Origin of the sequence: Nitrospira lenta (assembly GCF_900403705.1) — a bacterium.
GTDB classification, from domain to species: Bacteria; Nitrospirota; Nitrospiria; order Nitrospirales; family Nitrospiraceae; genus Nitrospira_D; species Nitrospira_D lenta.
Window position 1 is genome coordinate 1 of record NZ_OUNR01000002.1, and the last position, 22,643, is coordinate 22,643.

Here is a 22,643-nt window from a genome sequence, read left to right on the forward strand (position 1 = left end):
TCAGCGACTCCATCAGAGTCTGGCGTATCTCAGTCCGCTGGAATTTGAGCGACGGAGCAGTGACTCTTAACCTGGTGTCCACGAAACCCGGGCCAGCTCAGGCTACTTTTCTAGCAGTTTCCTCGACCTCCCCCCGCTGCCGTAGCGTCGATTCCAAGCCCAGCGTCGCCGCAATCTTTGCTTGCCAGTCTTCCCTTCCAAATGGCTGCTGCCGATTCACGCAAGTGAGAAGCGTGACCAGTTCATGTTCAAACAGTGATTGATCGATCTTGGCTGAAGACGGTCGTCCCCCCGTCCCCTCGATTCAGAACATGGCAGGCGTGCTCGGCGATTTGTCCGCGCGGAATCTGAGGCATGGATCAGTAAGGTCCGCGAAGCAGCTGTCACATCGCAAGAATAAGCAGTCTGTCCCCTCTTCTTTCCACCTTGCTCACTGTCGAGATCCAGCATTGAGGGAAGTTTCTCCTATTTTTTCAATCCACCTAAAGTAGGTATTGATTCTAATATCATACTTAGGCACCCTACTAGCATTTGTCACAGGAGCGGCTAATGCTACTATCTCACCTGCTTCTTGTTCTCATCGCAGGCAGTCTCATTTCATGCAGTGGGGGAGAAGGAAGCAGTGGGGGATCCGCTCCGCTGAGCGGCTCTTCAGCCGCTGGCACGACGGTGTCTGGATCCGTCCAGGCTCCCGGTGGACAGATCGCGCTAAACCTAAAGAGCCCCGCACAGTTCTTTGCCAATCTTTTCTCTTCAGCAGCCTACGCTGGCATCTCTGGATCCAGTGCCGTGCCGGACGGTACAGTCGTTCAGCTCGGGCGATTGACTGGAAACGGTTCCGGGTTCTCCATTATTTCTACTACACAAACCACAGGGGGAAGGTATTCTTTCAACCTGACAAACCTCAATCTTCAATTCGCCAGCGATCTCATCGTTCGTGTCATCAGTGGAGCGGTCCAGATGCGCGCCTTTGTGGTGTCGGACTCCATTGATCTTGACCCCGTTTCAGAAACAGCCGTGCGACTGGCTCTTGAGCAACTTGCCTCGAATCCTCCCTCGACCTTGAATAACTTTACCGTGCAAGAATTGGCTGACCTGTCCGGTGCGATCTCCGTGATGACAACGGCACGATCCTTAACAAGTTCTTCTACCATCGATGCGACCGTCACAACGTTAAGGAGTGCTGTATTGGCCAATGGACCCTTAGCTGAATTTCTCACAGCAGCGGCCAATCCAGGACAAACCATTGACGGACCAGGTGACGTGGGCAATCACTTTCCCCTTAGCCCAAACAGTTTCTGGGACTACACAGGAACTCAATCCGGCACGGGACAATCTCCCGTCACCTACGCCAACAGACGGACCATCAGCGGAACACGAATCATTGGCACCACCACAACCGTTGTTGCAAGCGAAACCAATGGTCTCAATACCGGCTCCTCCAGCGAGGAGTATTTCATCAAGTCGAACAGCGCGCTCGCAAATTGGGGAAACAATGACCCCGGTGATTTTCTTACCCCTCAAGTCGCCCCATACCCCGAAGTGCGATTTCCCCTCTACCCCGGCGCGATCACTTCCTCAATTGACAAGCCAGGAATCAACTTCCCGCAAGATCTCGATGGCGATGGCAAAAATGAAACCGCCTCGTTCAAGCAGGTCGTCAAGGTTATCGGCTATGAGAATGTGACTGTACCGGCTGGCACCTATGCAAATACGCTTCGAATCGAATCTACTATTACCCTTGCGGTGACGATCTCAAGCACAAGAGAATCGTTTTCCCAAAACGAGGTTCAGACCATTTGGGTTGCCTCAGGATTTGGAGTTGTTCGACTCCTAGACGTTGTGACATTTGACAGCATCACTGAGACCACGGTTGAGGAACTGACAGGTGCGATCGTAGATGAGCGAGGTACAGGTTCTGCCGCCGATGTGCGAAGATTCCCTATTATCGCCAACGACCTTGCCTATAACCCCATCAGCAATGTGTTTTATGTGTCCCGTCCGGGCAATCCTGGAAATGTGGCCGTAGTAGACCCCACGAACGGTTCCATCCTCGACTCGCTCTCTCTCGGTAATGGACAGGCCTTTAATTCTGTCGGGCCAAGCACCCTCGTGATATCGGACGACGGACACTATCTGTATGCAGCACTTAATACTGAGTCCGTGATCAAACGCATCAATCTTCAGACGTTTACCGTCGACGCAACTCTCCAGCTTGGGCCCGATGTTGTTCAGCCGCAATGTATCTTGCAAGTCGCCAGTATGAGAATTCTCCCCGGCAATCCTCGTGCACTGGCAGTCTCGAAAATCACAGGCTCTCCTCCTGGTGTGAGCTGTGGTGAAAACTTCTATGAAGTGGCCATCTACGATGATGCGGTTCAGCGGCCTAACACGGTGAGGTTCCCGACTCCCCCCTCATTCAACGGCATCAGGCTCTCAATGAACCAGATAGCCTTCGTGAATTCGGCTCAGAGACTTTATGGGTTCGACACGGGATCCACGGGAGCGGGTTTTTTTGAAATGGCTGTCAGTGCGAGCGGCCTTGCCGTTTCAAATGCTGTAAGCCTGCAGCCGCTGACATTCCAGAAAGTCATGCAGTCCGACGGCATCCGCATTTATACCAGCGAAGGAAACGTTGTTGATCCGGCCACCCTCACAGTTCTCGGCAACACGCCCCTCTTTCCAAACAATTTTACCCATCTCGTCCGACCAGACAGCACTGCCAGGCGTGTTTTCTACTTGAAACAAGATGTGTTTGCACCAACCGCCCTATTGCAGGCATTTGACACAACCACTCTAGGGCTTGTCGGCAGCAACGAGGTCCCCATATCCAATACCCCGGCGTTCCTCACAAGTTTGACCCGCTATGGCACGAACGGCCTCGCCTTTTTGAGTCAGAATAGAGAAATGTATGTGATTCGGACTTCTTTATTGCCGTGACATCTTGTTGAAGACTCCAGGGAGGGTATAGAAAAAACTAAGGGGACAAAAAAAGGAAAAGGTGACAGGCTACTTTTCTAGCGGCTTCCTCAGCCTCCCCCGCTGCCGCATCGTCGATTCCAATCCCAGCATCGCCGCAATCTTTGTTCGCTAGTCTTCCCTTCCAAAGGGCTGCTGCCGATTCACTCAGGTCCGCAGTCTCGTCAATTCATGGTCGAAGAAATGGACACATTTCCGGTCATAGATCCTCTTCCATGAAATCAAGCTCCTGTGGCCCACCAATCTTGCTAAATAATGGGCTGCGACAATTCGAGCTCAATGATAGGCGATAGTGAAGCACACCTATGTACTTCGTGACCATTTTGCGCAGCCGTTTCCCTTTCCATTCAGAATCAATTGGCCACACAGCCATAAATCGAGTATCCATCCTAGCTGAGGAAACAATGGCTCGCTGATCTGATCTATAACCAAATGCATACCTCCAGCTAGACTCACGGATGTAGAGATCCTGATCCGTAAACGCAATGAGGGTGGAATTGGGTTCCCAGGCGGCCGTCGCTTGCTCTAAGATGGCGATGATTTCTTCTGCAACATACTGCCCTCGCTCCTCATTGAATGCGTGCGCTACTACTGCTGGCAGCGGTGCCGAAAGTACGGATATGTTCAAGCCATACTTATTTCGATAATAGGTCACGAGCCTATTCAACACGTCCTGAGGAAAGGTGCCAATCGGCACAAAATAGACCTGACCGATGCCCTGGAGTGCATTGAGACCGACTGGCACATAAGGTTCTTGTATTAGGCAGGCAACATTCGAAACCTTCCCAAAGTAGAGAAGGAGAATAAATAGGGTAACCTGCAGCCAGGTAAAATAGCTCATTTTCAACGTCGTCTAGCCAATGCCCCCATGGAACCCCAAGCAATGGTCACGCAAAAGATTACCAGCGGCCTTCTCATTGAACAAGAAAACGAGAAAGAACTGAGACATTCTGAGTTTCCCAGCGCGTAGCCGTCCGGCGTCTTCCTCGACTCCCCACCCCTCAGCTCTCCCCCATCACCTCCGGGAGGAAGAAAAAGGTGTCAGGAACCATTTCCCGGCGTGGGCCGTCCGGTGCCTTCTTCGCCTCCCTCACTTCACCACCCCTCCCCTCAGTCGCCCGTAGACCAAGATAGCCTGAAAAAGTAGAATGCCCCTGCTTCTTCGCTCAAATCAGGAGATACCGATGCCCTCGCCTCATACCTTTCGTATTATTCACTGTTCAGATCCCCATTGGGGACGACAATTCAACCCGGAGATCTGGAAAGACTTCGTCCTCAAAGCGGTGGATCGACAGCCTCATCTCTTGCTTATCACTGGTGATTGCGTAGACACCCCCTGGGGCTGGACCCTCAATTCAGCCAAGCGTGACCTTGACGAGTTGGATACCAAACTCAATTCCGGCCGCGGAGATACAGACCGCTGTCATATTCGCATGACCCCGGGAAATCACGATGTTCGGCTGACCGGCCTTATTCCGGTTCAACCTTGGGTGACCATTCCCCTGACCGGCCTCTTCTTCGGAGCCATCCTTTCACTCGCCATGTGTTTGGGACTCTTATCGTTTTGGACTGTCTTCCTCCTTACCACCGGCATGATGGTCATTCTTGCTCTCCTGCACTTCTTGTGTATCAGTCAATTCAGCAGGGTCTTTCACAATCGCCTCAGCTCCACTCCCGAGCAGTTTCTCATCAACAACATCTGCGTAGAGCTCTTTTATTTTGACTCCGCTACGGAGCCGATCCTCTCGGCAGAGGGAATGGTCCGGCTGCGGGATTTCATCACCGCGACACAAACCCCCGTCCCCGTTCCTCCTCTGACCAACCCCACACCTCAACCACCCAATCAGCTGGCCTATCGAATTGCCATGACCCATCATCACGCCATAGGGATCCCCCATGATCACCAGCAGGAACGTTTAATGATCATGCGCAACTCGGGAGCCTTTTTGAGCGAACTGACCGCCCAGCACATTCGGCTGATCCTGCACGGGCATAAACACCATCCTCACTTCAGCCGGTTAACCGTCAATGCAGAACGGCCGGAGGAATTTCAAATCGGGGTACTCGGGGCAGGGACGCTCACTCGAGGCAATCCATTGCCGGAGCCTCACGGGTTTCATTTCTACTATCTCGAACTCGACGCCAACCTGAACATGAACGCCACTCCGTTCCTCAGTCACGGGGGAGCGTTTCATCCCCAACCATCGTTCTACATCGAAGCCATCCATGAGGCGATACGCCGGCAGCGCACCTTTGCAGAGACGGCGTATGGCATGAAAGCCAAAACACTCAAGAGTGTGACCACCGTCTTTCCCGATGGCGATACGCGAGAACGCGTAGAATTCCTGAACTTTCAAATCGTCAATCAAACACAACGCTATACCCAACTGCCGCAAGTGTCCCAGGCCAGCGTTGACCGTGGACATATTGAGGGATTCATTGCCGGGCCGCTCGATGCGCAATGTCCGCCTTCACTCCATCTTCGCCCAGACCCAACACGATTTAACTTGAGAGAACAATGTGGTCAGGTCGAATTCGGAACTGGCATCTATGCGAACAATCCTCCCTTTAGTTTCTTCACAGAATTCCACGCGCTGAATAGCGTGGCAATGAGCGTACAACAACACGAAGAACGGTACGGCAAGCCCCCTCAGCCTCGCACAGAATCAACGGTTCTTGTCACACCCCCCTATCCTGTCGATGGTCTGGAAATCATCATCGAGTTTCCAGCCAAATTCCAGATCGCGGGACGGCCTGAACTGAATGTCGAAAATTCCGACAGCCAGCGCCTCAATATCATCGAACAGGAATATCGAGCCGGGCTGGTCTACGACACCGCAACGAATGTCATCAGACTAACTGTCAATAATCCGTCGCCTGATACCACCTTCCTCATTCGCTGGGGGCTCTGTCATGTCGAACCGCCGGAAGCTCGTGCGGTCGCACACCTCAGTGGAACGACGAAGCAACTCCAACGCACTCTCCTGGATTTGTCCTGGGGCAAGAATCGTTCCGGGCTCAACCGCACAAACTGGGATGAGTTTCAGAAGGTGGCTCGAGTGGCAGAAGATCTCATACGAGATAAATTAGGAGTTGGCTCTTCAGCCCATGACCCGCTCGAAGTCAGCCTGATGGTGTACGATCATGAAAAAGCATGCTTGCGGATTATAGGCGGCAATTATTTGGTGACAGACGAACGCGCAACCAAGACACTTGCATACGGAGACGGAATCGCAGGCCGATGTCACAAGACCAATGCCATGCGGCTATTTATTAAATCCAACAATCAAACAACTCGAGCGCCTTTTGGCTATCTCCCATGGGCCAACTACCCCTCTCCGGCTGGGATACCGCATGAGGTTTTATTCTGTTTGCCCCTCACAAATCCCGATGAAGGATCGCTCATCTATGGTGTCTTGAACATTGGCTCCAAGCGTGCTGATTCGAAGCTCCTTATGCTTGAAAGGCCAGCAGACGAGACACCTCAAAAAACCAAAGAACGTGATGACTTATTCCTATTGCTCAACATGATTTGCTTTACCGCCTTAAGCAAAACGATTGAGGATCCTCCCTTGACAACCCACCCTGCCAGCGATACTCTGACTCCATAGGAGCTTTTATGAAGGCGACAAGCATTTCTCCTGCTATCATCAACATCAAGACTCCCTCACAAGAATCTCTGTCGGTCGAGAGAAAAGCCGAATTACTTCGGCTGATTGAAAAGTACAAACCTGCTCAGCCCATTCGGATACTTCGAGAAGAAGATCAGAACTCTTAGTCATTTTCTGACTACAGCTTTCTCGCTCGCATGTAAGAAAATAAAAGGGCCAGGCGGAGCTGGTCCCTTTCTAATCCACGCCTCGGTCCCTGCTACTTCGGAAAGGTCGCTGAAGCCGCCGCCAGGGGGGCAAAGTCAAGCAACGACCCCACTCTTCCATGCGAAGGTGACTATCGAATCGTGTAGACGATTCAAGACAAGAAACTGATTGTTCTGGTCGTGAAGATTGGAGACCGCAAGGAAGTCTACCGCTAATCAACAGGAGTGACAGCGGCGACGTCCACCTCGTCGGCAATAAAACGATGTCGTGAATCGCAAAGGAAGAAAGAACAGGATATTCAGGGGCAGGAGGGATGCAAGGCAGGAAAGGACAAATATCAACGCCCCTATTGCTCGAACTTCATCTCTGCTGACTTGGCCGCATGCCGCTGTATATCGCGATCCGGAATGATGATATTCACGACCTCGCCGTCTTCATAGACGTCTGCAACATTGAGCGCTCCGCTCAATATCAAAGCGCCAACTGTCTCTTCGCTGATATTCAGGCGTGTCGCGGTCGCAGCAGGAGAATGCCCCCGCAGACCGGGATCCCGCTCAAGCGCTGCCATCCATTCTGATGGTGAGTACCGTTTCCTCATGCACTGCAGTCTATATAAGGGTCCGTACTAATTCAATCGACGGCCACGCCCGAGAAGATGAGTAAAACCCACGTGTAGACTTGTGGAAAAGAACAGCTGTCAGGCTCCCTTTCCCCCAGCCGCCGCCACGCCCTCCAGCTTTAGGCTCCCGCCGATGAGATGGTCGATTCCGTGGCAAGTATTGTAGCCAGACCCTAACGGTCTTGGAAGGAAGAGCTGGAACGGAGGGAAAATGGGAATGTTCTGAGTTTCCAGGCGCAAGGCCGATCATCGCCGTTGCACGGGCAGGACACAGACCTCACACAACGCGGAGACGCCCGGGGCACTCACACCAGCATGCACGGCCATCCTCACCGCGCAGAATCGTGAAAGTATTTTACCGAAACCCTCTCCTCTGGATAGAGTACGAACAGTCTGGTGTGTACACATGCGTTGGAGGTGGCCGATGAGCGATAAGGACCCCGCAGCGGAGCAGACGGTCCGGCGCACGCCCCTGCATGCATGCCAGACATCCGCATTCTCCGGGTTTCACTACACGATCAGAGATCCCGCGGGGCAACTTCTGGGGGAGGTGACCTGGCCCATGATGGCCCAGGCGACAAACGCGCGCATTCGGTGGAATGGCTCAGACTCGTCGAATGGCACGATCGTGATCACCTGCGCCAGCCATCGGTACGACATCCAATTCGAGTACCTCGATCGCGGGTGGATCAACGATATACGCTTTACGCTGACAGATGGAACGACAAGCCTCGCGGTCGCGGAGCTGCGCTTCCCGCCTCGCATCTTCGCGCGCGGGCGCGTGCGATTTCTGGAACCGTTCGAGGGTACGCTCCTGCGGAAAAATGGCTGGTTTCGCCGCCGATACTCAATTGACAGCGATGCCGGCGTCATTGGGACCATTGAAGAACGTGCCGCGATCATGGCGGTCCGGGAGATGCGAATCAACTTGCCTGATACCATGGGTATCCCAACCAAGATTTTCGCCTTCTTCTTGGCCGTACACCTGCTCCAAGCCTAGGCATGACTAGCGGTGCGCGGCGATCCGACGTCTTTACCTTTCCCCTTCACAACACAGACCGATGGACCAGTCGGTCGGGAAAGAGTAGAGTGACCCACGGCTTTCTGCTAGGCATCGAGACGCAGGAGCAAAGATGACAATAAAAGAAAGTTGCTCTTCTTCCCGTTCTACGTTTTTTCTGCTCATCCTGGTTCTCTTTCTGCTCGGTTCGTTCTTGCTCCCTTCCTTCGATCTGAGTCCAAGCCAAGCCCGCGCCGCAGGCAAAGGTCAGACGAAGTTCCAGCGCATATCGACACAGTACATCGCGGCGTTGGGCGATCCAGGTGCGACCTCTGGGAGCGGCGCGCAATCGTGGGGTCTGTGGCCTCTGGACCCGGGTCCTCGGGGCGTCGAGCTGACCAGCTATAAACGGTTGAAGGATGCAGGGGAAGTTGCCCCGGCGCGCTGGACATTCGACGCCACCGACTGGTGGCTGGAGGAACACGGCTTAATCATGGAGCAGCCGACCTTTCCGCTCCCTCCCGGCAAATACATGGTCACGGGCCGCCGCGACGTGACGGCGGTGCTGACCATTCATCCCGCCGACAGGAATGGCGACCGGCGCTGGGAACTCGATAAAGGCGCGACGCTCTACGACGTGACGCACCTGGCCTGCCGCTCCGCGCGCTATACACCGGCAGCGACTGGTAGTTCGTGCTCGCCGGCAAACGTGCAGAAGACTGCGTTTCCAGTTAAGCCAGGGGGAGCGATGCCTCCGGTCGAGGGCTGCGCGAAACAGGACTATGCGGTTCTACTCGTGATCGGCGTGGGCGTGAACGACTAAACGCCGGTGACGACGGACGAGACTAAGAAAAAGGTGCCTGAGCCTTCTCCATAACCTTCATCTTTCGGCCACTGGAAGCTTCGAAGCTCTGAGGATACAAGAGAATCCGTTTTTCGGAAGCCCGCTCCCCCTTTGCATACTCCTCTTTCATAGCTATCCGGTCCTACCTTTGCCCGGCCGAGAGGCGACAGAAATAGTCAGAAAGCCAAGGGGTTACAAGAAAAATGTATTGCACCAAGAGGAAAGACTGAGCTGCAAGAGCAGAGGCCTTCGCGGCCAAGCACTCATTCGGCTTCGCCGCCCCCACTGCCTCAAGACTCTTTCCTAAGAAACCGAGAAGACTCGTAGCGCCCTACATCCTGCATGGCAGGACCCCTTCAATCTTTAACCTTGATAGATGCCGATACACTTGTGACTGCTCGTATAAAAAACCCCGGCATCTCCACGGCTCGATTTGTCCGGCACCTCTGGCTGATCTTGGGATTGTTCGCGGCCCTGGCAGGGCAGTTTGCCCTCTATGTCCAGGTGCAGCATGAGGTCGCCGAAGCGAGTGCCGTGCGTGAGACAGCCCTCCAGCTTGCGCAGGAATTACGCCAATCCTCCGACGACCTCACGCGAATGGTGCGCACCTATCTGACTACCGGCAACCCGCTCTACAAAAAACACTTTCAGGAAATTATCGCGATCCGGAATGGGACCAGCCCTCGCCCGGTCGACTATCACCACGTGTATTGGGACATGGTGCAGCTGGATGACCGCCGCCCGACGCCAATGGGGCCACCGGAAGCGCTTCTAACAAAGCTCGCCGCGGTTGGAGTCACCGACGAGGAACTGGCCAAGCTGAAAGAATCGATGCAGCGCTCCGACGATCTGACCACCCGTGAGTTTGCCGCGATTGCCATGGTGGAACAGCACTCACCGGTACCGCTCTCGACACGGCTGGCCGCCATCAATCTGGTGCACGATGAGACCTATCTCCAGGCCAGAAGCCGGATTATGGCCCCGATCGGTGAGTTTGCGCGCCTGATCGATGCCCGCACACTGAACGCCGTTGAGCGTCAGCAGGCCCATGCCGATCGAGCCCTGTGGATCTTAATCGGTATCGGCATGCTCCTCGTGGGGGTGCTCTACAATACGCACCGAAGTCTCTATCACATCCTCGGCACGACGGTAGACCGGCTCTACACGCATATGGACCGACTCGGACAGGGACACTTCACTGAAGCGATCGCTCTCAACCCAGCACAGGTCCCTTCCATTCTCGGCAGGCTGGCAGAAGCGCAGCGCAACTTAGCCGCACTCGATGGAGAACGCCGGCAGGCAGAGGAGGACCTGCAGCAGCATCAGGCCCGGCTCGAAACCCTCGTGGCCACACGCACCGCTGACTTAGAGATCGCGAAACAGGCGGCCGAATCCGCCAGCCTGGCAAAGAGCGCATTTCTCGCTTGCATGAGCCACGAGATTCGCACACCGATGAATGCCATCATTGGTATGACCGAACTGCTCCAGGAAACAGCCCTCTCTGAGGAACAGCAAACCTACGTCGACCGCTTCGGCCGCGCCACGAACGCCCTCTTGAGCCTGATCAACGACATTCTGGACCTGTCAAAAATCGAAGCCGGCCAGATGGAATTGGAATGTATCTCGTTCGATCTGGTCGACGTCATCGAATCCGTGGGGGAACTCATGGCGCAACGCGCCTCCTCAAAAGGGCTTGAGCTGATCCTTCACTTGGACCCCCGGCTCCCCCGATATGTGCGCGGCGATCCGACGCGGCTGCGGCAAATCTTTGTCAACTTAGTCGGTAACGCCGTCAAATTTACCGTGCGAGGCGAGATTGTCTTGCGGGCGGAACCGTCTCTGTCTGAGTCCGAATGCCTGTCATTTCACGTCACCGACACAGGGATCGGCATTCCCGCCGACAGGGTCGATCACATCTTTGAACGGTTTACACAAGTCGATTCCTCGACCACGAGACAATACGGAGGAACGGGATTAGGACTCAGCATATCGAGACACTTAGCCGAATTGATGGCGGGGCGGATATGGGCCACCAGCACGCTTGGGATCGGTACCACCATCCATCTCACGATTCCCCTACCCCCGGCGCACACGCTCACGGCCGCGGCACCCCATCTCACCATGCCGGTTGAGCGGCGAATTTTGATCGTCGACGACAATGACACCAATCGCCTGGCGCTCCGCACGGTGCTGTCTCAGACTGGAGTGATCGTGTCGGAAGCCCGCTCCGGGCCGGAAGCGCTCACTCAGTTGGAGGACGCGCGGCAGAATGAGACGCTGCCGCACCTCCTCCTCTTAGATTGTTATATGCCGGACATGGACGGATTCGTGGTAGCCGAAGCGCTGCAAGCGAAGCCGGAACTGGCGGCGATTCCTTCGATCCTGCTGACCTCCGACCTGCGAGCCGGCGACCGGGCTCGCGCCACGCGCGCCGGCATTCGACGGTTTTTGAACAAGCCCATTCGCCGCTCCGCCCTGCTGAAAACCATCGACACGCTACTGACCGACCCCAGGCCGGAATCCTCCGCGGCCAGCGCCGACGTTCCAGCAGCCGCACCGGCGCAGGCGGCGCCCCCCGCGCCACCGCCGGTATCGCCGGCACAGACAACCGGCCGTATCTTGCTGGCAGAAGATATCGAAGATAATCGCGAGATCGTCAAGCTGTTCCTCAAGTCCACCGGCTATCAGGTAATCAGTGTGGAAAATGGCGCGCTCGCGGTCGAACACTTTCAATCCGCCAGCGTTGATCTCGTGCTGATGGATATTCAAATGCCCATCATGGATGGGCTCACGGCAACGGCTATCATCCGAGCATGGGAACAGCAGCAGGGCCGCCCGATGACACCCATCATCGCCCTGACGGCCAATGCCTTTCAGGAAGATATCACGCAATGTCTGGCGGCCGGATGCTCGGCCCATCTAGCCAAACCGATTAAGAAGCACGCACTCTTGAGTCTCATTCAAGCCTGCCTGACCTCCGCGCCTTCTCGACAAGCGGCCTAGACACACCCTTCACTCACACTCCTCCGAGCTTCGATAACCAAGTGGGCCCGGCAAGCGTTGCCGCCAACGCCTTACCTTCATTGGGGTAGCAAAGATTTTCCGACTGCGCGTATGATGATCGCGCAAACATCGGAGGAGTGTCTGCCTTGGCAACACAGAACTCAACGCGGACCCTACCATTGCTGAATAGCTCTACCCGCAGCCCTCTATGGCGGCGCGACGCCGCATCGCAATCCTCTCGATCCGCGACAATGACAGCCTGCAACGACCATTCGCTTCCGCTTCACAAGAAGGCCGTCCGCGCGCTGGCCGTCCACTGGTTGATCCTCTGTTGCCTGCAGGCCCTCGCGGGCGCCGTCACGACAGGCGTGGCCCACGCCGAGAATGACACCTCCACGGCGGCGGCACCGCGCACCGCGACATGCCAGACGATTGAGTCGGACGACGCACGATTGAGGTGCTACGACCTGGCAGGCTTAGAGGGCGCCGCGCAAACCACGGATAGCCTTCCGACGCCATCGCTGATGGGGACCCGGTGGGAACTCGACCCCGGCACACAGCACGATCTGTTTTCGATTCGCCCGCATAAACCGATCTATTTCCTTCCGGCGCGCTATACCTCCGGCGTCAACAATCAGCCGTCCAGCCCCACCCAAGGAACCGTTCCCCGGTCGCTCGGCTATACCGACACCGAAGTGAAGTTTCAACTGTCCTTCAAGCTTAAAGCGCTGACGCTGAAGGAACGTTTCGACCTCTGGCTGGGCTATACGCAACTCTCGTTTTTCCAAATGTATAACAAGTCCAAGTCGGCGCCCTTCCGTGAAAGCAACTACGAACCTGAAATTATGGGCGTGATCCATACGGACTACGACCTCTTCGGCTTGAAGGGCCGCTTCATCAACCTTGGCATTGTCCACCAATCCAACGGGCGGACGGATCCGCTGTCACGAAGCTGGAATCGGGTCTATGCGCAATTCGGATTCGAGCGAGGTGCCTTTGGATTGACCATCAGGCCCTGGCACCGCATCCGGGAAGACTGGACCGACAATAACAATCCCGATATCACGGACTACATTGGACGGGGCGATATCCTGGCTACCTACGCCATCGGCGGCCACAATCTTTCACTGTTGCTGCGCAGCAACCTCAACTTCTGGAACTTTCATGGCGCCACACAGCTGAACTGGAGCTTTCCGCTCTACCACCAGATCAAAGGCTACGTGCAACTCTTCACCGGATACGGCGAAAGCCTGATCGATTATAACCACTACCAAACAACGGTTGGCGCAGGAGTCCTGCTCATTGACTGGATGTAGGCGAGCGCGAGGCCGCGTCTCGCAGCCGCTCAATGTCGCGCATGGGAGGCGCGCCGAACGAGCGGCTGTATTCACGGCTGAATTGGGAGGGGCTTTCATATCCGACCTGCAACGCCGCAGTGGTAGCATCCAGCCGCTCAGCGAACATCAAACGCCGCGCTTCATTCAACCGCAGCCACTTTTGGTACTGCAGCGGACTCATCGCCGTCACGGTTCGGAAGTGGTGATGAAAGGTCGAGGCGCTCATATTGACTTGATCGGCCAGCGCCTCAATACGAAACGGCTTATTGAAATTGTCTTTCAACCAATAGATGGCCTGCGCAATCTGCCGGCTCTGAGTGCCCGCCAGCGCCATCTGGCGCAGATGGGCTCCTTGATCGCCCACGAGTAACCGATAGACGATTTCCCGTTGGATGATCGGTCCGAGGATCGGGATATCCTTCGGCTCATCAAGCAGATCGACCAATCGTTGAAAGGCCGCCAGCAACGGCAGCGTGACGTCGCCGATCGCCATGCCGCGACTCGATTGCTGTGCGCGCGGCGGTGGCAAGTTATTGTCCGCCATCAACAGCGCCATCTCCCGTTGATCGATCGTCAGGAGGAGGCTCAGATACGGAGACTCCCGGCTCGCGTCGAGCACCCGGCATACGACGGGGAGATCCACGGAGGTGATCAAGAACTGACGCGAGTGGTGCACATACGTATCGTCGCCGAGCAGCACCTGTTTGACCCCTTGCGCAACCACGCAGATGCTTCGTTCGAACAGATAGGTCATCGGCTGCGTCGGGGCGTCCCGGCGGAAGAGCGACAAACCCGGAATGGCGGTTGAGAGCCGGTCGCCGGGCTCGGTCCATCGGGCAATGCTCATCTTCAATCCGTCAAGCGCCACGGAAAAGCCGGCACTCGTAATCCCCTGTTCATTCAGCCATGCATGCATGGTTTCCACGGACCGAAGGTTACCAGATGGCAGAGGGCGAGACAAGTCGGGCTCTCAACGATTCAGAGTATCAGGCAATAATTGAGCAGGATCAGTCTAGCGACCCTGCGCTGCCTAAAAGTACAAAGAGTAGACAGCGCGGTCGGCGCTTCAATCTCAGAATCGCTCGCAGAGCGATTGGTGCATACCACAGGAGGTGCCTAGATGAGTCGAATGTCGAAGGAGAGAATGGACAAGGCCTTGGAACAACTCAAGACGATTTCTCCAGCGGATCACGCCAAGGTGAAAGGGCTGGCCAACATTGTGAAGCCCCTCCGCAGCGTGCTGTTTAAAACGCCTGACGATCACGGCATGACCGGCTGGAAGGATCTTGTCATTCCGTCCGATGACGGCACTCCGTTGGAGGCCTGGTACATCCCAGCCAAAGGCGGCGAGAGCAACAAACTCGTGATCTTCAACCACGCATTGCCGATGTGTCGCGCCGGATTCCCCGGGCATCTGGGCGAACCCTGGAGCCTGTACGACGCGGTGGAAATCGACTTCGTGCTCCAGTACAAACATCTCACCGATGCGGGCTACAACGTGCTCACCTATGACATCCGCAATCACGGCAACAGCAGTGCCGCAAACGGCGGCTTGTGCGGCATCGGGAATTGGGAGTGGCGGGATTGCGTCGGGGTGAAAAAATACGTAGACAACCATCCAGCCCTCTCGACGATGAAGGTCGCGCTCTACAGCCAGTGCATGGGCGGTAACTCCCAATATCATGCCATCCACCGCCGGCCCGATCTGTTCACCAACGTGCGCTGCATGGTGAGCCCCATGGTCGTCTCCATGGGGGCGATTTACGATGCGTTCTCGGATTTACAGGGCGTGCGGCAGTATCAGGAATTAATCGATCTGGAACTGCTCAAGATGGGTGCGTTCGTCGCCGCCGAGATGACCCCGCACCTGTGGGCTGCCAGCGTGAAGATGCCTGTGCTCATGGTGCAGGTGCGGAAAGACTCTTGGACGAGAAATCCCGAAGATGCGCAAAAGACGTTCGATCTCCTCGGCAGCAAGGAGAAGGAATTATATTGGATCGAGAATACGACCAGACGATTCAAAGACGGGTACAACGACTTCGGTCGGCGTCCTGAAACCGTCCTCACCTTCCTCGCGAAATATATGAAGTAGAAGACCGCCGCACCGGGAGCGTACTAGTAATGGTACGCTCCCGGCATATGCGGATAACCGGAGTGCGGCGCTCGGACAGTCGAGCACCGAGTCGTCCAGCCATTCCTGGCACCCCGCCGCCTATTGGATCACGTTAAATTCGTAGCGCGCCGCCGTAAGCGCTTCCAGCAATTCGGACGCATGATCGCGGCCGCGCGTTTCCATGGTGATATCGATGGCGGCTTCGTTCAGGCTCACGCCATAGTGCGCGCGGTTATACGAGGTCTCCACGATATTGGCGCGCGCCTTGGAAATAACCGCCGTCAGCCCCTCCAGCGCGCCGGGATAGTCCGGCAGCAGCACGCGCAAGCGCAAGCGCCGTCCATCCCGCACCATCCCCTGCTCGATAATTCTCGCCAGCAAATTGACGTCAAGATTGCCGCCGGACACCAACACTGCGATGTTCTTACCGCGATACCCCATTTTATTTTGGAGGACAGCGGCCAGCGCCACGGCGCCCGCCCCTTCCGCCACGGTTTTCTCGCCCTCCAGCAATATCAAAATCGCTTCCGCGATGTCGGCCTCATCGACGGTCACGATCCGATCGACATACCGGCTCACGAGCGGCAATGTGCGCTGGCCAGCCCGCCGAACGGCGATCCCGTCCGCCAACGTCGATTTTGCGGGAAGATCGACCGGGCTCCGGTTCTGCAACGCCGTTTGCATCGACGGCAAGCGCGCGGTCTGGACGCCGATCACCTCAATCTGAGCACGGCGCCCTTTGACCGCGCAGCCGATGCCGCCAATCAGCCCGCCCCCTCCGACCGGCACGACAATCACGTCCAACTCCGGATTCTGCTGGAGAAGCTCCAACCCGATGGTTCCTTGCCCCGCAATCACGTCATCGTCATCGAAGGGATGGATGAACGTGGCCCCTCTCTCCACACTCCGCTCGACCGCCGCCTCGCAGGCTTCGTCATAGCTGTCTCCGTGCAGGACGACATCGGCACCATAGCCACGGGTCGCGGACAGTTTAATCAGGGGCGTCATCCGCGGCATCCAGATCTGGGCTGGAATATTGCGTTGGGTCGCATGATAGGCCACACCTTGCCCGTGGTTGCCTGCCGACGCCGCGATGACTCCCTGCCGACGCTCGGCCTCCGTCATGGTCAAAATGCGATTCAACGCGCCGCGCTCCTTGAACGATCCGGTCATCTGCAGGTTTTCCAGCTTCAAGAAAATTGCATTCCCCGTCAGCCTGGACAGCATTTTCGAGTGCACCAGCGGAGACTCGTAGATCGACGGTCTGATCCGGACAGCGGCGGCTTCGATCGATTCAGAATTCACCATGACCCGGCTCTCCTTTTCATATGCATCTCCCTGTTCGTATTGCGCGCAGGCCATAAAAAAGCCCCCGGCGGAATCGAATCCGCCAGAGGCCGTTTGCTGCATCGATATCGCTCTCGGGGCAGACGGGCTCAGGCGGAAGCGACGATCATCATCGCCGCCAGGCTCATCCCGATACTCTGCCGAATGCTGTTCATCGTGTCACAACCCGCTGCGGTGTACTGCTCGCTACTCGCAATTTATAGCACCCACCATCAGGCGTATCAAGCCAGTTCACGGTATGAGCTCTCCCCTCCTAGCCAAATCACCTTCCCAAACGTTTCACTTCCCCAAACGTTCCTCATCCTATTATAATCTCGCGAGCCTCCGTGTTAACACAGTCCGTGCTCTGGTACGCAGTCACGCGCTTCATGAGACGGACGAAGGAGAACTGGTGGCACATCACACGACATTTCCCCGCCTTCTGTCACCATCCTTGGTTGCCGCGATCGCCGGATTGGCAGCCGTCCTGGGAATCTGCGCGCCCGTGCGGGCTGAACCGCTCACGGTCGGGGCGCCCCCCAGCTTACGGCCAGCTCTCATCGAAATTCTGCCGATGTTTGAACGGGAATACGACGCGCCCGTGCAGATCGTCTACACGCCATCGAAAACGCTCGTCCGGGAAATCGAAAATGGCGCTTCGATCGATGTCTTGCTGACTGGGGGCGTTGACGAAATCGAGTACTTGCACAAGAAGGGACTGACGCTCAACGGGAAGCCTCGAATCTACGCCAGAACGTCTCTCGTCCTGGTCATGTCGACGAACTCTTCAGCCGCGTTGCTGTCCCTTGACGATGCCCTGCAAAGCCGAACCACACGCATCGTCCTCGGCGATCCTCACACCTCCTCGTTGGGAGAGATCTCCGCGCGGGCGCTGGCAAAAATCAATCCGACGTATAAAACCCATGCCAACATTCTCTATGCCCCGCATAGCGAGGACATCATCCAATTGATTCGTACGGGCAAGGCTGATGTGGGTCTGGTCTACCGCGTCGATACCATCAATAGCGGACAGGTGCGCATCAGCGATGGCACCCCCATCGGATCACAGGTACCGATTCAGTTCGGCCAAGCCGTGGTATCGACCTGTCGCCCCGCGTTACGGCCTGTCGCAGAACGGTTTTCAGATTTCTTGATGACCCCGCGCATACAAAAACTCCTGGTGAAGTACGGATTCGACCCCTGAGTGAGGTGCCATGTTCCCTGTCGGCCAGAACCATCCGTGCGGCATCCCGGCGTTGATAGGCTATGGGCCGATGCACCGCAAAAATTCCACGACGCGGCAATCTGAGGAGTTCTTTACTGCGGCCTAATTCCCGTCTAGAGGAAAGAGAGGGCACGATGACGAACAAAACTTTGACCTGGATCGCCGCCGTGGCAACGCTCGCCGTGCTGGCCACCCCGAATGTCTTCGCCGTCTCGAAGAATACAGACTCGCTTACGGGCATTTCGCCCAGAACTGTGGCTGACTATTTACGCGCCGTCGTCATGGCTCACCGGCACTTCTATACGCTCCAGATCATCAACCGCCTTGTCCCGGAGGGGAAAGTGGCGGTGTCCGAACACTGGCAGACCGCACATGCCCTACCGTTACCGGTGCAACTCCTCCAAGAGACCAGTGAGATTGCTGAATTGACCGGCCCCAATGTCCGTTATCATCTGGTCAGCCAGTGGCCGATTAAAAAAACCAATGCGCCGGCCAATGAATTCGAGCGGAAGGGTCTTGAAGCCGTGCAGGCCTATCCTAACAAACCCTATTTTGGCACGATCGAGAGTGACGGAGGCCCGTTGTTCGGAGCGGTCTATGCTGATGTGGCGGTCACAAAAGCCTGCGTCGAATGCCACAACTCACACCCCAACACTTCGAAATCGGATTTCAAACTCGGTGATGTGATGGGAGGACTCGTCATCAGCTTTCCGCTCAGCCATCCATGAGTAAACGGCTAGTATGTGGCTCGGCCAACGGCTGCTGACATAGAGTTTGAGCGAGGAGATGCGCCACGCACGCTGCGGGAATCGGCCAATCCAAGGGCACGGGATCCTTCAGGCTCTGGGATCGCTGACGTACCCAGAGCGGATCCATCACCAACCTGCCTATACTCGCCGAGACAAGAGCACCAAAATAGAGCCGCTATCCGGTGTGACTGCCCAGCCAATCCTCAAAGTGGGTCATGCCCATAAGATGTGGACCGACCGGCACTAACGATTGATCATCCAGCTTTCCGCCGAAGTAGAACGCCTGGGGATCCGCAATGACCTGACGCGCGTCACGCTTGGCATTGAGGAGGCGGCGTACAACTTCCACAAGGTGGGTTCGATCGGGGCCGGCCAAATCGACGAGGCTATTGGATGGCGCGCCCGCTGCAATGCCCGCGAGCACCGTGACCACATCATCCGCCGCGATCGGCTGCATCTGAACCGGAGCAAGTCGAGTCGTATCGCCTTCGGTTCCCCCATCGGCAATGACACCGAGGAATTCAAAGAACTGAGTCGCCCGAACGATCGTGTACGGTATCGGGCCGGCTATGACCAACCGTTCCTGGGCGATCTTTGCGCGCATATACGCAACCTCCGTCATACGGTCCGCGCCGACGACGGACAACACGATGTGATGGCGCACCCCCGCTTCCGCTTCGGCAGAGAGCAGATTGCGCGTGGACGTTTGAAAGAAATTCATTACCGCCACGGGCTCGAACGACGGAGCATTCGTCACATCGATGACCACCTGGGCATCCTTGAAAGCCGCGGCTAATCCGGCACCTGTCATAGCATCAACGCCCGAAGTGCGTGATGCCGCCACCGCCTCATGCCCGAGGTCCTTCAGCCGCTTCACCAACTTGGCCCCAATGAATCCGCCGCCGCCAATCAGTACGACCTTCATGCAATGACCTCACTCCTCTATCGTGGGACCAACTTGCGAAATTGCGGGCATCCCCCTGACTCAGGAAGATGCCCGCGCAACCAGGATTACTTCACCGGCACTAGGACCGGCGCGCCTTGATTCTTGACGAACATTACAAGAAACTTTGCCGGCTTGGTCGTGCTGGCGTTTCGCCCTACCGCATGCACATCGTTGGGCCCCTCGTAAAATGTTTGCCCAGGCGTTAACGTCACGGCCTGTCCACCCTCTACCTGCATGATAATGGAGCCTTCCAGCACATAAACGAACACATGAGCATCGTGTCTGTGGACCGGGTCAACTGCACCTGGAGGATATTCGACCGTAATCATGAGCGCTTCCTTTCCGGATAGGTCAGCAAGCGCCTTGGACATGAGTGGAGTAACTTCCGCCTGCTGGGCCAGCAGAGGACTCCACATGAGACTCCATAAACTGATCGTCAACAGCAGTACCTTCATCACCATCTCCTTTCAATAGGGTCAATACTGATGCACACACACATCGACTAACATCCTGGGCACACCACCCGCCTCAACCACCCACGCCGTCGTTAGCCGCGGAATATTGAGGGCCGTCCATCCACTATGCGCACGACTCAGACAACGGGCTCATCATTTCTTTGACCGTTCAAACCAGGCGTTCACACCGACCAGAAACTCGTTCGGAGCTTTTCGTTCGACTCGGCTCGCCAAATCCGCCAGCGTGTGCGCGCGAAGGGTTTCCCTCATGCGCCCCTCGGCCTCTTGCATAACTGCCTGGATGCTGCACACTCCTTTCGTTGCCCATGCGGGCGGCGACGAACCGAAGAGGGCGCAGCTCTGACGGATTTCAGTACACTTAAAGAGCGCTTTCTTTCCCTCCAGCGCCTCGACCACATTCCACACCGTAATCCGTTCTGCGGGACGGGCCAGTTCGTATCCCCCGCCGGCGCCTTCATTCGCGATGACAAGACCCGCCTTCTTCAATTTGGTAAACAGCTTGGCCACAAACGAAGGCGAGAGGCCTTGCAATTGCGCCAAGTCAGCAACACTCGTCTTGGCCGGACCCGAACGTCCGACGAGGAAGAGGAGGCAATGCAACCCATATTCAACACTCGATGCGTAGAGAGCCATATACATACTCAGACTATTTTTATCCGAGTATAGGGTGCTAGACCAGCACTGTCAAACAAAGAGTCGACCGGCAACCAGATTGACCGGTCCGTCGTAGAGACGGAAGAGTTCAAGGACTTCTGCGGGAGGAAACAATACCTAAATGGATAGTGACGCCTGACTAGAGAGAGATCCGATAGCTTCTTGCCGAGCCACTCGCGGACGGTAACTTCATCGCCCCGCAGAACTAGCGCGGGCATGAGTTGAAAAGAAACTATCGTGCGATGTTTCGCCCGGACCTCGTATGGCACACAATCGGGTGGTCGAACACTCGCACTCGGCTTGCGAGACTTCCGCAACGGCAAAGCCGTTGCGGGAATCGTTGCCTGGCCGCTTTAGTATCGAGGTCATCGCCGCCCGATGCGAGCGATACCCAGTTCATCAACTACATTGAGCCCTGCCAATCTCTCACATGACAGGTTCTCTCCGTACGGACCGGTCTTCTGTCCGTCAATAATCTGTATACCCGGCAGCTCCCGGTGTGTAGAACGTGGCCGGATCCGGAAGTCGCAGTTCTCGGCCCGCGCGCAGCTTGCGGACAAGGTCCGGATTGGCAATGAAGTAGCGACCGAACGCGACAAGATCGCCCTTGCCGTCAAGAAGATCCCGCTCGGCCGTCTCCGCGGTATAGCCGCCCGATAAAATATAGAGCCCTGTGAAATTGCTCCGGATCGTGCGCTTGATGCTCCACGGTACCTGCGGCGCTCCCATCGAGCCGTGATCGACCACATGAATATAGACGAGTCCCAGCTGAGACAATTTCCGACTCAGTTCCGCGTAAAACTCTTCGATCCCCTCAAATGCTCCGGTATCGTTAAACACCCCATACGGTGAGACCCGCATCCCTGTCCGTGCTCCACCGATACGTTCGGAGACTCGCCTTGCCGCTTCCAGCGCGAATCTCATCCGGTTCTCCGGAGTCCCTCCATATTGATCGGTCCGGCGATTCACATGAGGATTGAGGAACTGCTCGATCAGATACCCGTTCGCGGCATGAAGCTCGACGCCATCAAACCCCGCTTGAATTGCCAGTTCGGCGGATCGCACGTACTCCTCGAGCGTCGATTCAATTTCGCCTTCGCTCATTTCAATGGGAACCGGATGATCCTGCAACCCATAGCTATCGGTCCACATTTTTCCGGACAGCTGAACGGCTGAAGGGGCTAAGATCCTGGCCCCAGATGGCAGGTTTGCCATATGCCCGACTCGCCCCGTGTGCATGAGTTGTATGAACATATGTCCATGCTTCTGATGGACGGCGTCAGTAACGGTCTTCCACGCTTGGGCCTGCTCCTGGTTGAAGAGGCCGGGAATGCGTGGATACCCAAGTCCGTTGGGTGAGGGCGAGACCCCCTCTGTCACGATAAGGCCGGCATCGGCCCGAGCGGCATAATAGTCCACCATCAAATCGTTCGGCAGATTACCCAGAGCGCGAGATCTGGTGAGTGGCGCCATCACTACTCGATTGGCCAACGTCACAGCGCCGAGTTGAATTGGTTCAAACAGTCGAGCCGTCATATCCTCTCCCTCCCGAGT

At 56.2% G+C, this 22,643-nt stretch carries 17 protein-coding genes; 9 read left to right on the forward strand and 8 right to left on the reverse strand.

Annotated elements, in window-relative coordinates:
- Window positions 1-549: 549 nt before the first annotated feature.
- Entirely contained in the window at window positions 550-2,940 is a 2,391-nt protein-coding gene (locus NITLEN_RS05340; RefSeq protein ID WP_121988571.1) for a YncE family protein, read from the forward strand.
- Window positions 2,941-3,178: 238 nt separating this feature from the next.
- Here NITLEN_RS05340 and NITLEN_RS05345 read toward each other — a convergent pair whose 3' ends face one another.
- Window positions 3,179-3,820, reverse strand: coding sequence for a zinc metalloprotease (locus NITLEN_RS05345; protein WP_121988572.1), 642 nt, complete (start codon window positions 3,818-3,820; stop codon window positions 3,179-3,181).
- A 343-nt stretch (window positions 3,821-4,163) separates the two neighbouring features.
- Here NITLEN_RS05345 and NITLEN_RS05350 point away from each other — a divergent pair, with 343 nt between their 5' ends.
- The gene (locus NITLEN_RS05350; protein ID WP_181416645.1) at window positions 4,164-6,590 is read left to right on the forward strand and encodes a metallophosphoesterase family protein; all 2,427 of its coding nucleotides are present in this window, start codon (window positions 4,164-4,166) and stop codon (window positions 6,588-6,590) included.
- Between the two features lie 553 nt (window positions 6,591-7,143).
- Here NITLEN_RS05350 and NITLEN_RS05355 read toward each other — a convergent pair.
- Window positions 7,144-7,365, reverse strand: coding sequence for a hypothetical protein (locus NITLEN_RS05355; protein WP_121988574.1), 222 nt, complete (start codon window positions 7,363-7,365; stop codon window positions 7,144-7,146).
- A 475-nt stretch (window positions 7,366-7,840) separates the two neighbouring features.
- On the opposite strand from NITLEN_RS05355, the gene NITLEN_RS05360 reads away from it, so the two are divergent.
- The 4 genes from NITLEN_RS05360 (at window position 7,841) to NITLEN_RS05375 (ending at window position 13,579) form a co-directional block, all read left to right on the forward strand.
- Window positions 7,841-8,416 carry a hypothetical protein gene (locus NITLEN_RS05360; RefSeq protein ID WP_121988575.1) on the forward strand — a complete coding sequence of 192 codons (576 nt, stop codon included), beginning with the start codon at window positions 7,841-7,843 and terminating at the stop codon, window positions 8,414-8,416.
- A gap of 133 nt (window positions 8,417-8,549) precedes the next feature.
- Window positions 8,550-9,239: a hypothetical protein gene (locus tag NITLEN_RS05365; protein ID WP_121988576.1), complete on the forward strand. Its 690-nt coding sequence runs from the start codon at window positions 8,550-8,552 to the stop codon at window positions 9,237-9,239.
- Between the two features lie 411 nt (window positions 9,240-9,650).
- Window positions 9,651-12,263, forward strand: a complete 2,613-nt coding sequence (locus NITLEN_RS05370) for a response regulator (protein ID WP_181416646.1) — start codon at window positions 9,651-9,653, stop codon at window positions 12,261-12,263.
- A 251-nt stretch (window positions 12,264-12,514) separates the two neighbouring features.
- The gene (locus tag NITLEN_RS05375; RefSeq protein ID WP_121988578.1) at window positions 12,515-13,579 is read left to right on the forward strand and encodes a phospholipase A; all 1,065 of its coding nucleotides are present in this window, start codon (window positions 12,515-12,517) and stop codon (window positions 13,577-13,579) included.
- On the opposite strand, the gene NITLEN_RS05380 is transcribed toward NITLEN_RS05375, so the two are convergent.
- Complete coding sequence (locus NITLEN_RS05380; protein ID WP_121988579.1) at window positions 13,563-14,516, reverse strand: AraC family transcriptional regulator; 954 nt, start codon at window positions 14,514-14,516, stop codon at window positions 13,563-13,565. The genes NITLEN_RS05375 and NITLEN_RS05380 overlap by 17 nt on opposite strands.
- A 228-nt stretch (window positions 14,517-14,744) precedes the next feature.
- Between NITLEN_RS05380 and NITLEN_RS05385 the strand changes: the two genes are divergently transcribed.
- The gene (locus NITLEN_RS05385; protein WP_121988580.1) at window positions 14,745-15,692 is read left to right on the forward strand and encodes an alpha/beta hydrolase family protein; all 948 of its coding nucleotides are present in this window, start codon (window positions 14,745-14,747) and stop codon (window positions 15,690-15,692) included.
- A gap of 120 nt (window positions 15,693-15,812) precedes the next feature.
- Here NITLEN_RS05385 and NITLEN_RS05390 read toward each other — a convergent pair whose 3' ends face one another.
- Window positions 15,813-17,075 (reverse strand): threonine ammonia-lyase, encoded by a 1,263-nt coding sequence (locus NITLEN_RS05390; RefSeq protein WP_281267786.1) that lies wholly within the window; start codon window positions 17,073-17,075, stop codon window positions 15,813-15,815.
- Between the two features lie 376 nt (window positions 17,076-17,451).
- On the opposite strand from NITLEN_RS05390, the gene modA reads away from it, so the two are divergent.
- The gene (gene modA, locus NITLEN_RS18050; RefSeq protein WP_181416648.1) at window positions 17,452-18,243 is read left to right on the forward strand and encodes a molybdate ABC transporter substrate-binding protein; all 792 of its coding nucleotides are present in this window, start codon (window positions 17,452-17,454) and stop codon (window positions 18,241-18,243) included.
- Window positions 18,244-18,398: 155 nt separating this feature from the next.
- Entirely contained in the window at window positions 18,399-18,992 is a 594-nt protein-coding gene (locus NITLEN_RS05400; protein ID WP_181416649.1) for a Tll0287-like domain-containing protein, read from the forward strand.
- Window positions 18,993-19,188: 196 nt separating this feature from the next.
- Here NITLEN_RS05400 and NITLEN_RS05405 read toward each other — a convergent pair whose 3' ends face one another.
- The 4 genes from NITLEN_RS05405 to NITLEN_RS05420 all read right to left on the reverse strand — a co-directional run bounded on the left by NITLEN_RS05405 (window position 19,189) and on the right by NITLEN_RS05420 (window position 22,625).
- Window positions 19,189-19,938 (reverse strand): SDR family oxidoreductase, encoded by a 750-nt coding sequence (locus NITLEN_RS05405; protein ID WP_121988584.1) that lies wholly within the window; start codon window positions 19,936-19,938, stop codon window positions 19,189-19,191.
- 86 nt (window positions 19,939-20,024) lie between these two features.
- Complete coding sequence (locus NITLEN_RS05410) at window positions 20,025-20,375, reverse strand: cupin domain-containing protein (protein WP_121988649.1); 351 nt, start codon at window positions 20,373-20,375, stop codon at window positions 20,025-20,027.
- Between the two features lie 192 nt (window positions 20,376-20,567).
- Window positions 20,568-21,068, reverse strand: coding sequence for an RrF2 family transcriptional regulator (locus tag NITLEN_RS05415; RefSeq protein WP_121988585.1), 501 nt, complete (start codon window positions 21,066-21,068; stop codon window positions 20,568-20,570).
- A gap of 489 nt (window positions 21,069-21,557) precedes the next feature.
- Window positions 21,558-22,625: an alkene reductase gene (locus tag NITLEN_RS05420; RefSeq protein WP_121988586.1), complete on the reverse strand. Its 1,068-nt coding sequence runs from the start codon at window positions 22,623-22,625 to the stop codon at window positions 21,558-21,560.
- Window positions 22,626-22,643 lie beyond the last annotated feature (18 nt).

Coding starts and splice junctions, on each gene's coding strand:
- NITLEN_RS05410 (WP_121988649.1), bottom strand. CDS start 20,375: ATGTGGAGTCCTCTGCTGGCCCAGCAGGCGGAAGTTACTCCACTCATG.
- NITLEN_RS05350 (WP_181416645.1), top strand. CDS start 4,164: ATGCCCTCGCCTCATACCTTTCGTATTATTCACTGTTCAGATCCCCAT.
- NITLEN_RS05375 (WP_121988578.1), top strand. CDS start 12,515: ATGACAGCCTGCAACGACCATTCGCTTCCGCTTCACAAGAAGGCCGTC.
- NITLEN_RS05340 (WP_121988571.1), top strand. CDS start 550: ATGCTACTATCTCACCTGCTTCTTGTTCTCATCGCAGGCAGTCTCATT.
- NITLEN_RS05345 (WP_121988572.1), bottom strand. CDS start 3,820: ATGAGCTATTTTACCTGGCTGCAGGTTACCCTATTTATTCTCCTTCTC.
- NITLEN_RS05355 (WP_121988574.1), bottom strand. CDS start 7,365: ATGGCAGCGCTTGAGCGGGATCCCGGTCTGCGGGGGCATTCTCCTGCT.
- NITLEN_RS05365 (WP_121988576.1), top strand. CDS start 8,550: ATGACAATAAAAGAAAGTTGCTCTTCTTCCCGTTCTACGTTTTTTCTG.
- NITLEN_RS05405 (WP_121988584.1), bottom strand. CDS start 19,938: ATGAAGGTCGTACTGATTGGCGGCGGCGGATTCATTGGGGCCAAGTTG.
- NITLEN_RS05380 (WP_121988579.1), bottom strand. CDS start 14,516: ATGCATGCATGGCTGAATGAACAGGGGATTACGAGTGCCGGCTTTTCC.
- NITLEN_RS05360 (WP_121988575.1), top strand. CDS start 7,841: ATGAGCGATAAGGACCCCGCAGCGGAGCAGACGGTCCGGCGCACGCCC.
- NITLEN_RS05385 (WP_121988580.1), top strand. CDS start 14,745: ATGGACAAGGCCTTGGAACAACTCAAGACGATTTCTCCAGCGGATCAC.
- NITLEN_RS05390 (WP_281267786.1), bottom strand. CDS start 17,075: ATGGCCTGCGCGCAATACGAACAGGGAGATGCATATGAAAAGGAGAGC.
- NITLEN_RS05400 (WP_181416649.1), top strand. CDS start 18,399: ATGACGAACAAAACTTTGACCTGGATCGCCGCCGTGGCAACGCTCGCC.
- NITLEN_RS05420 (WP_121988586.1), bottom strand. CDS start 22,625: ATGACGGCTCGACTGTTTGAACCAATTCAACTCGGCGCTGTGACGTTG.
- NITLEN_RS05415 (WP_121988585.1), bottom strand. CDS start 21,068: ATGGCTCTCTACGCATCGAGTGTTGAATATGGGTTGCATTGCCTCCTC.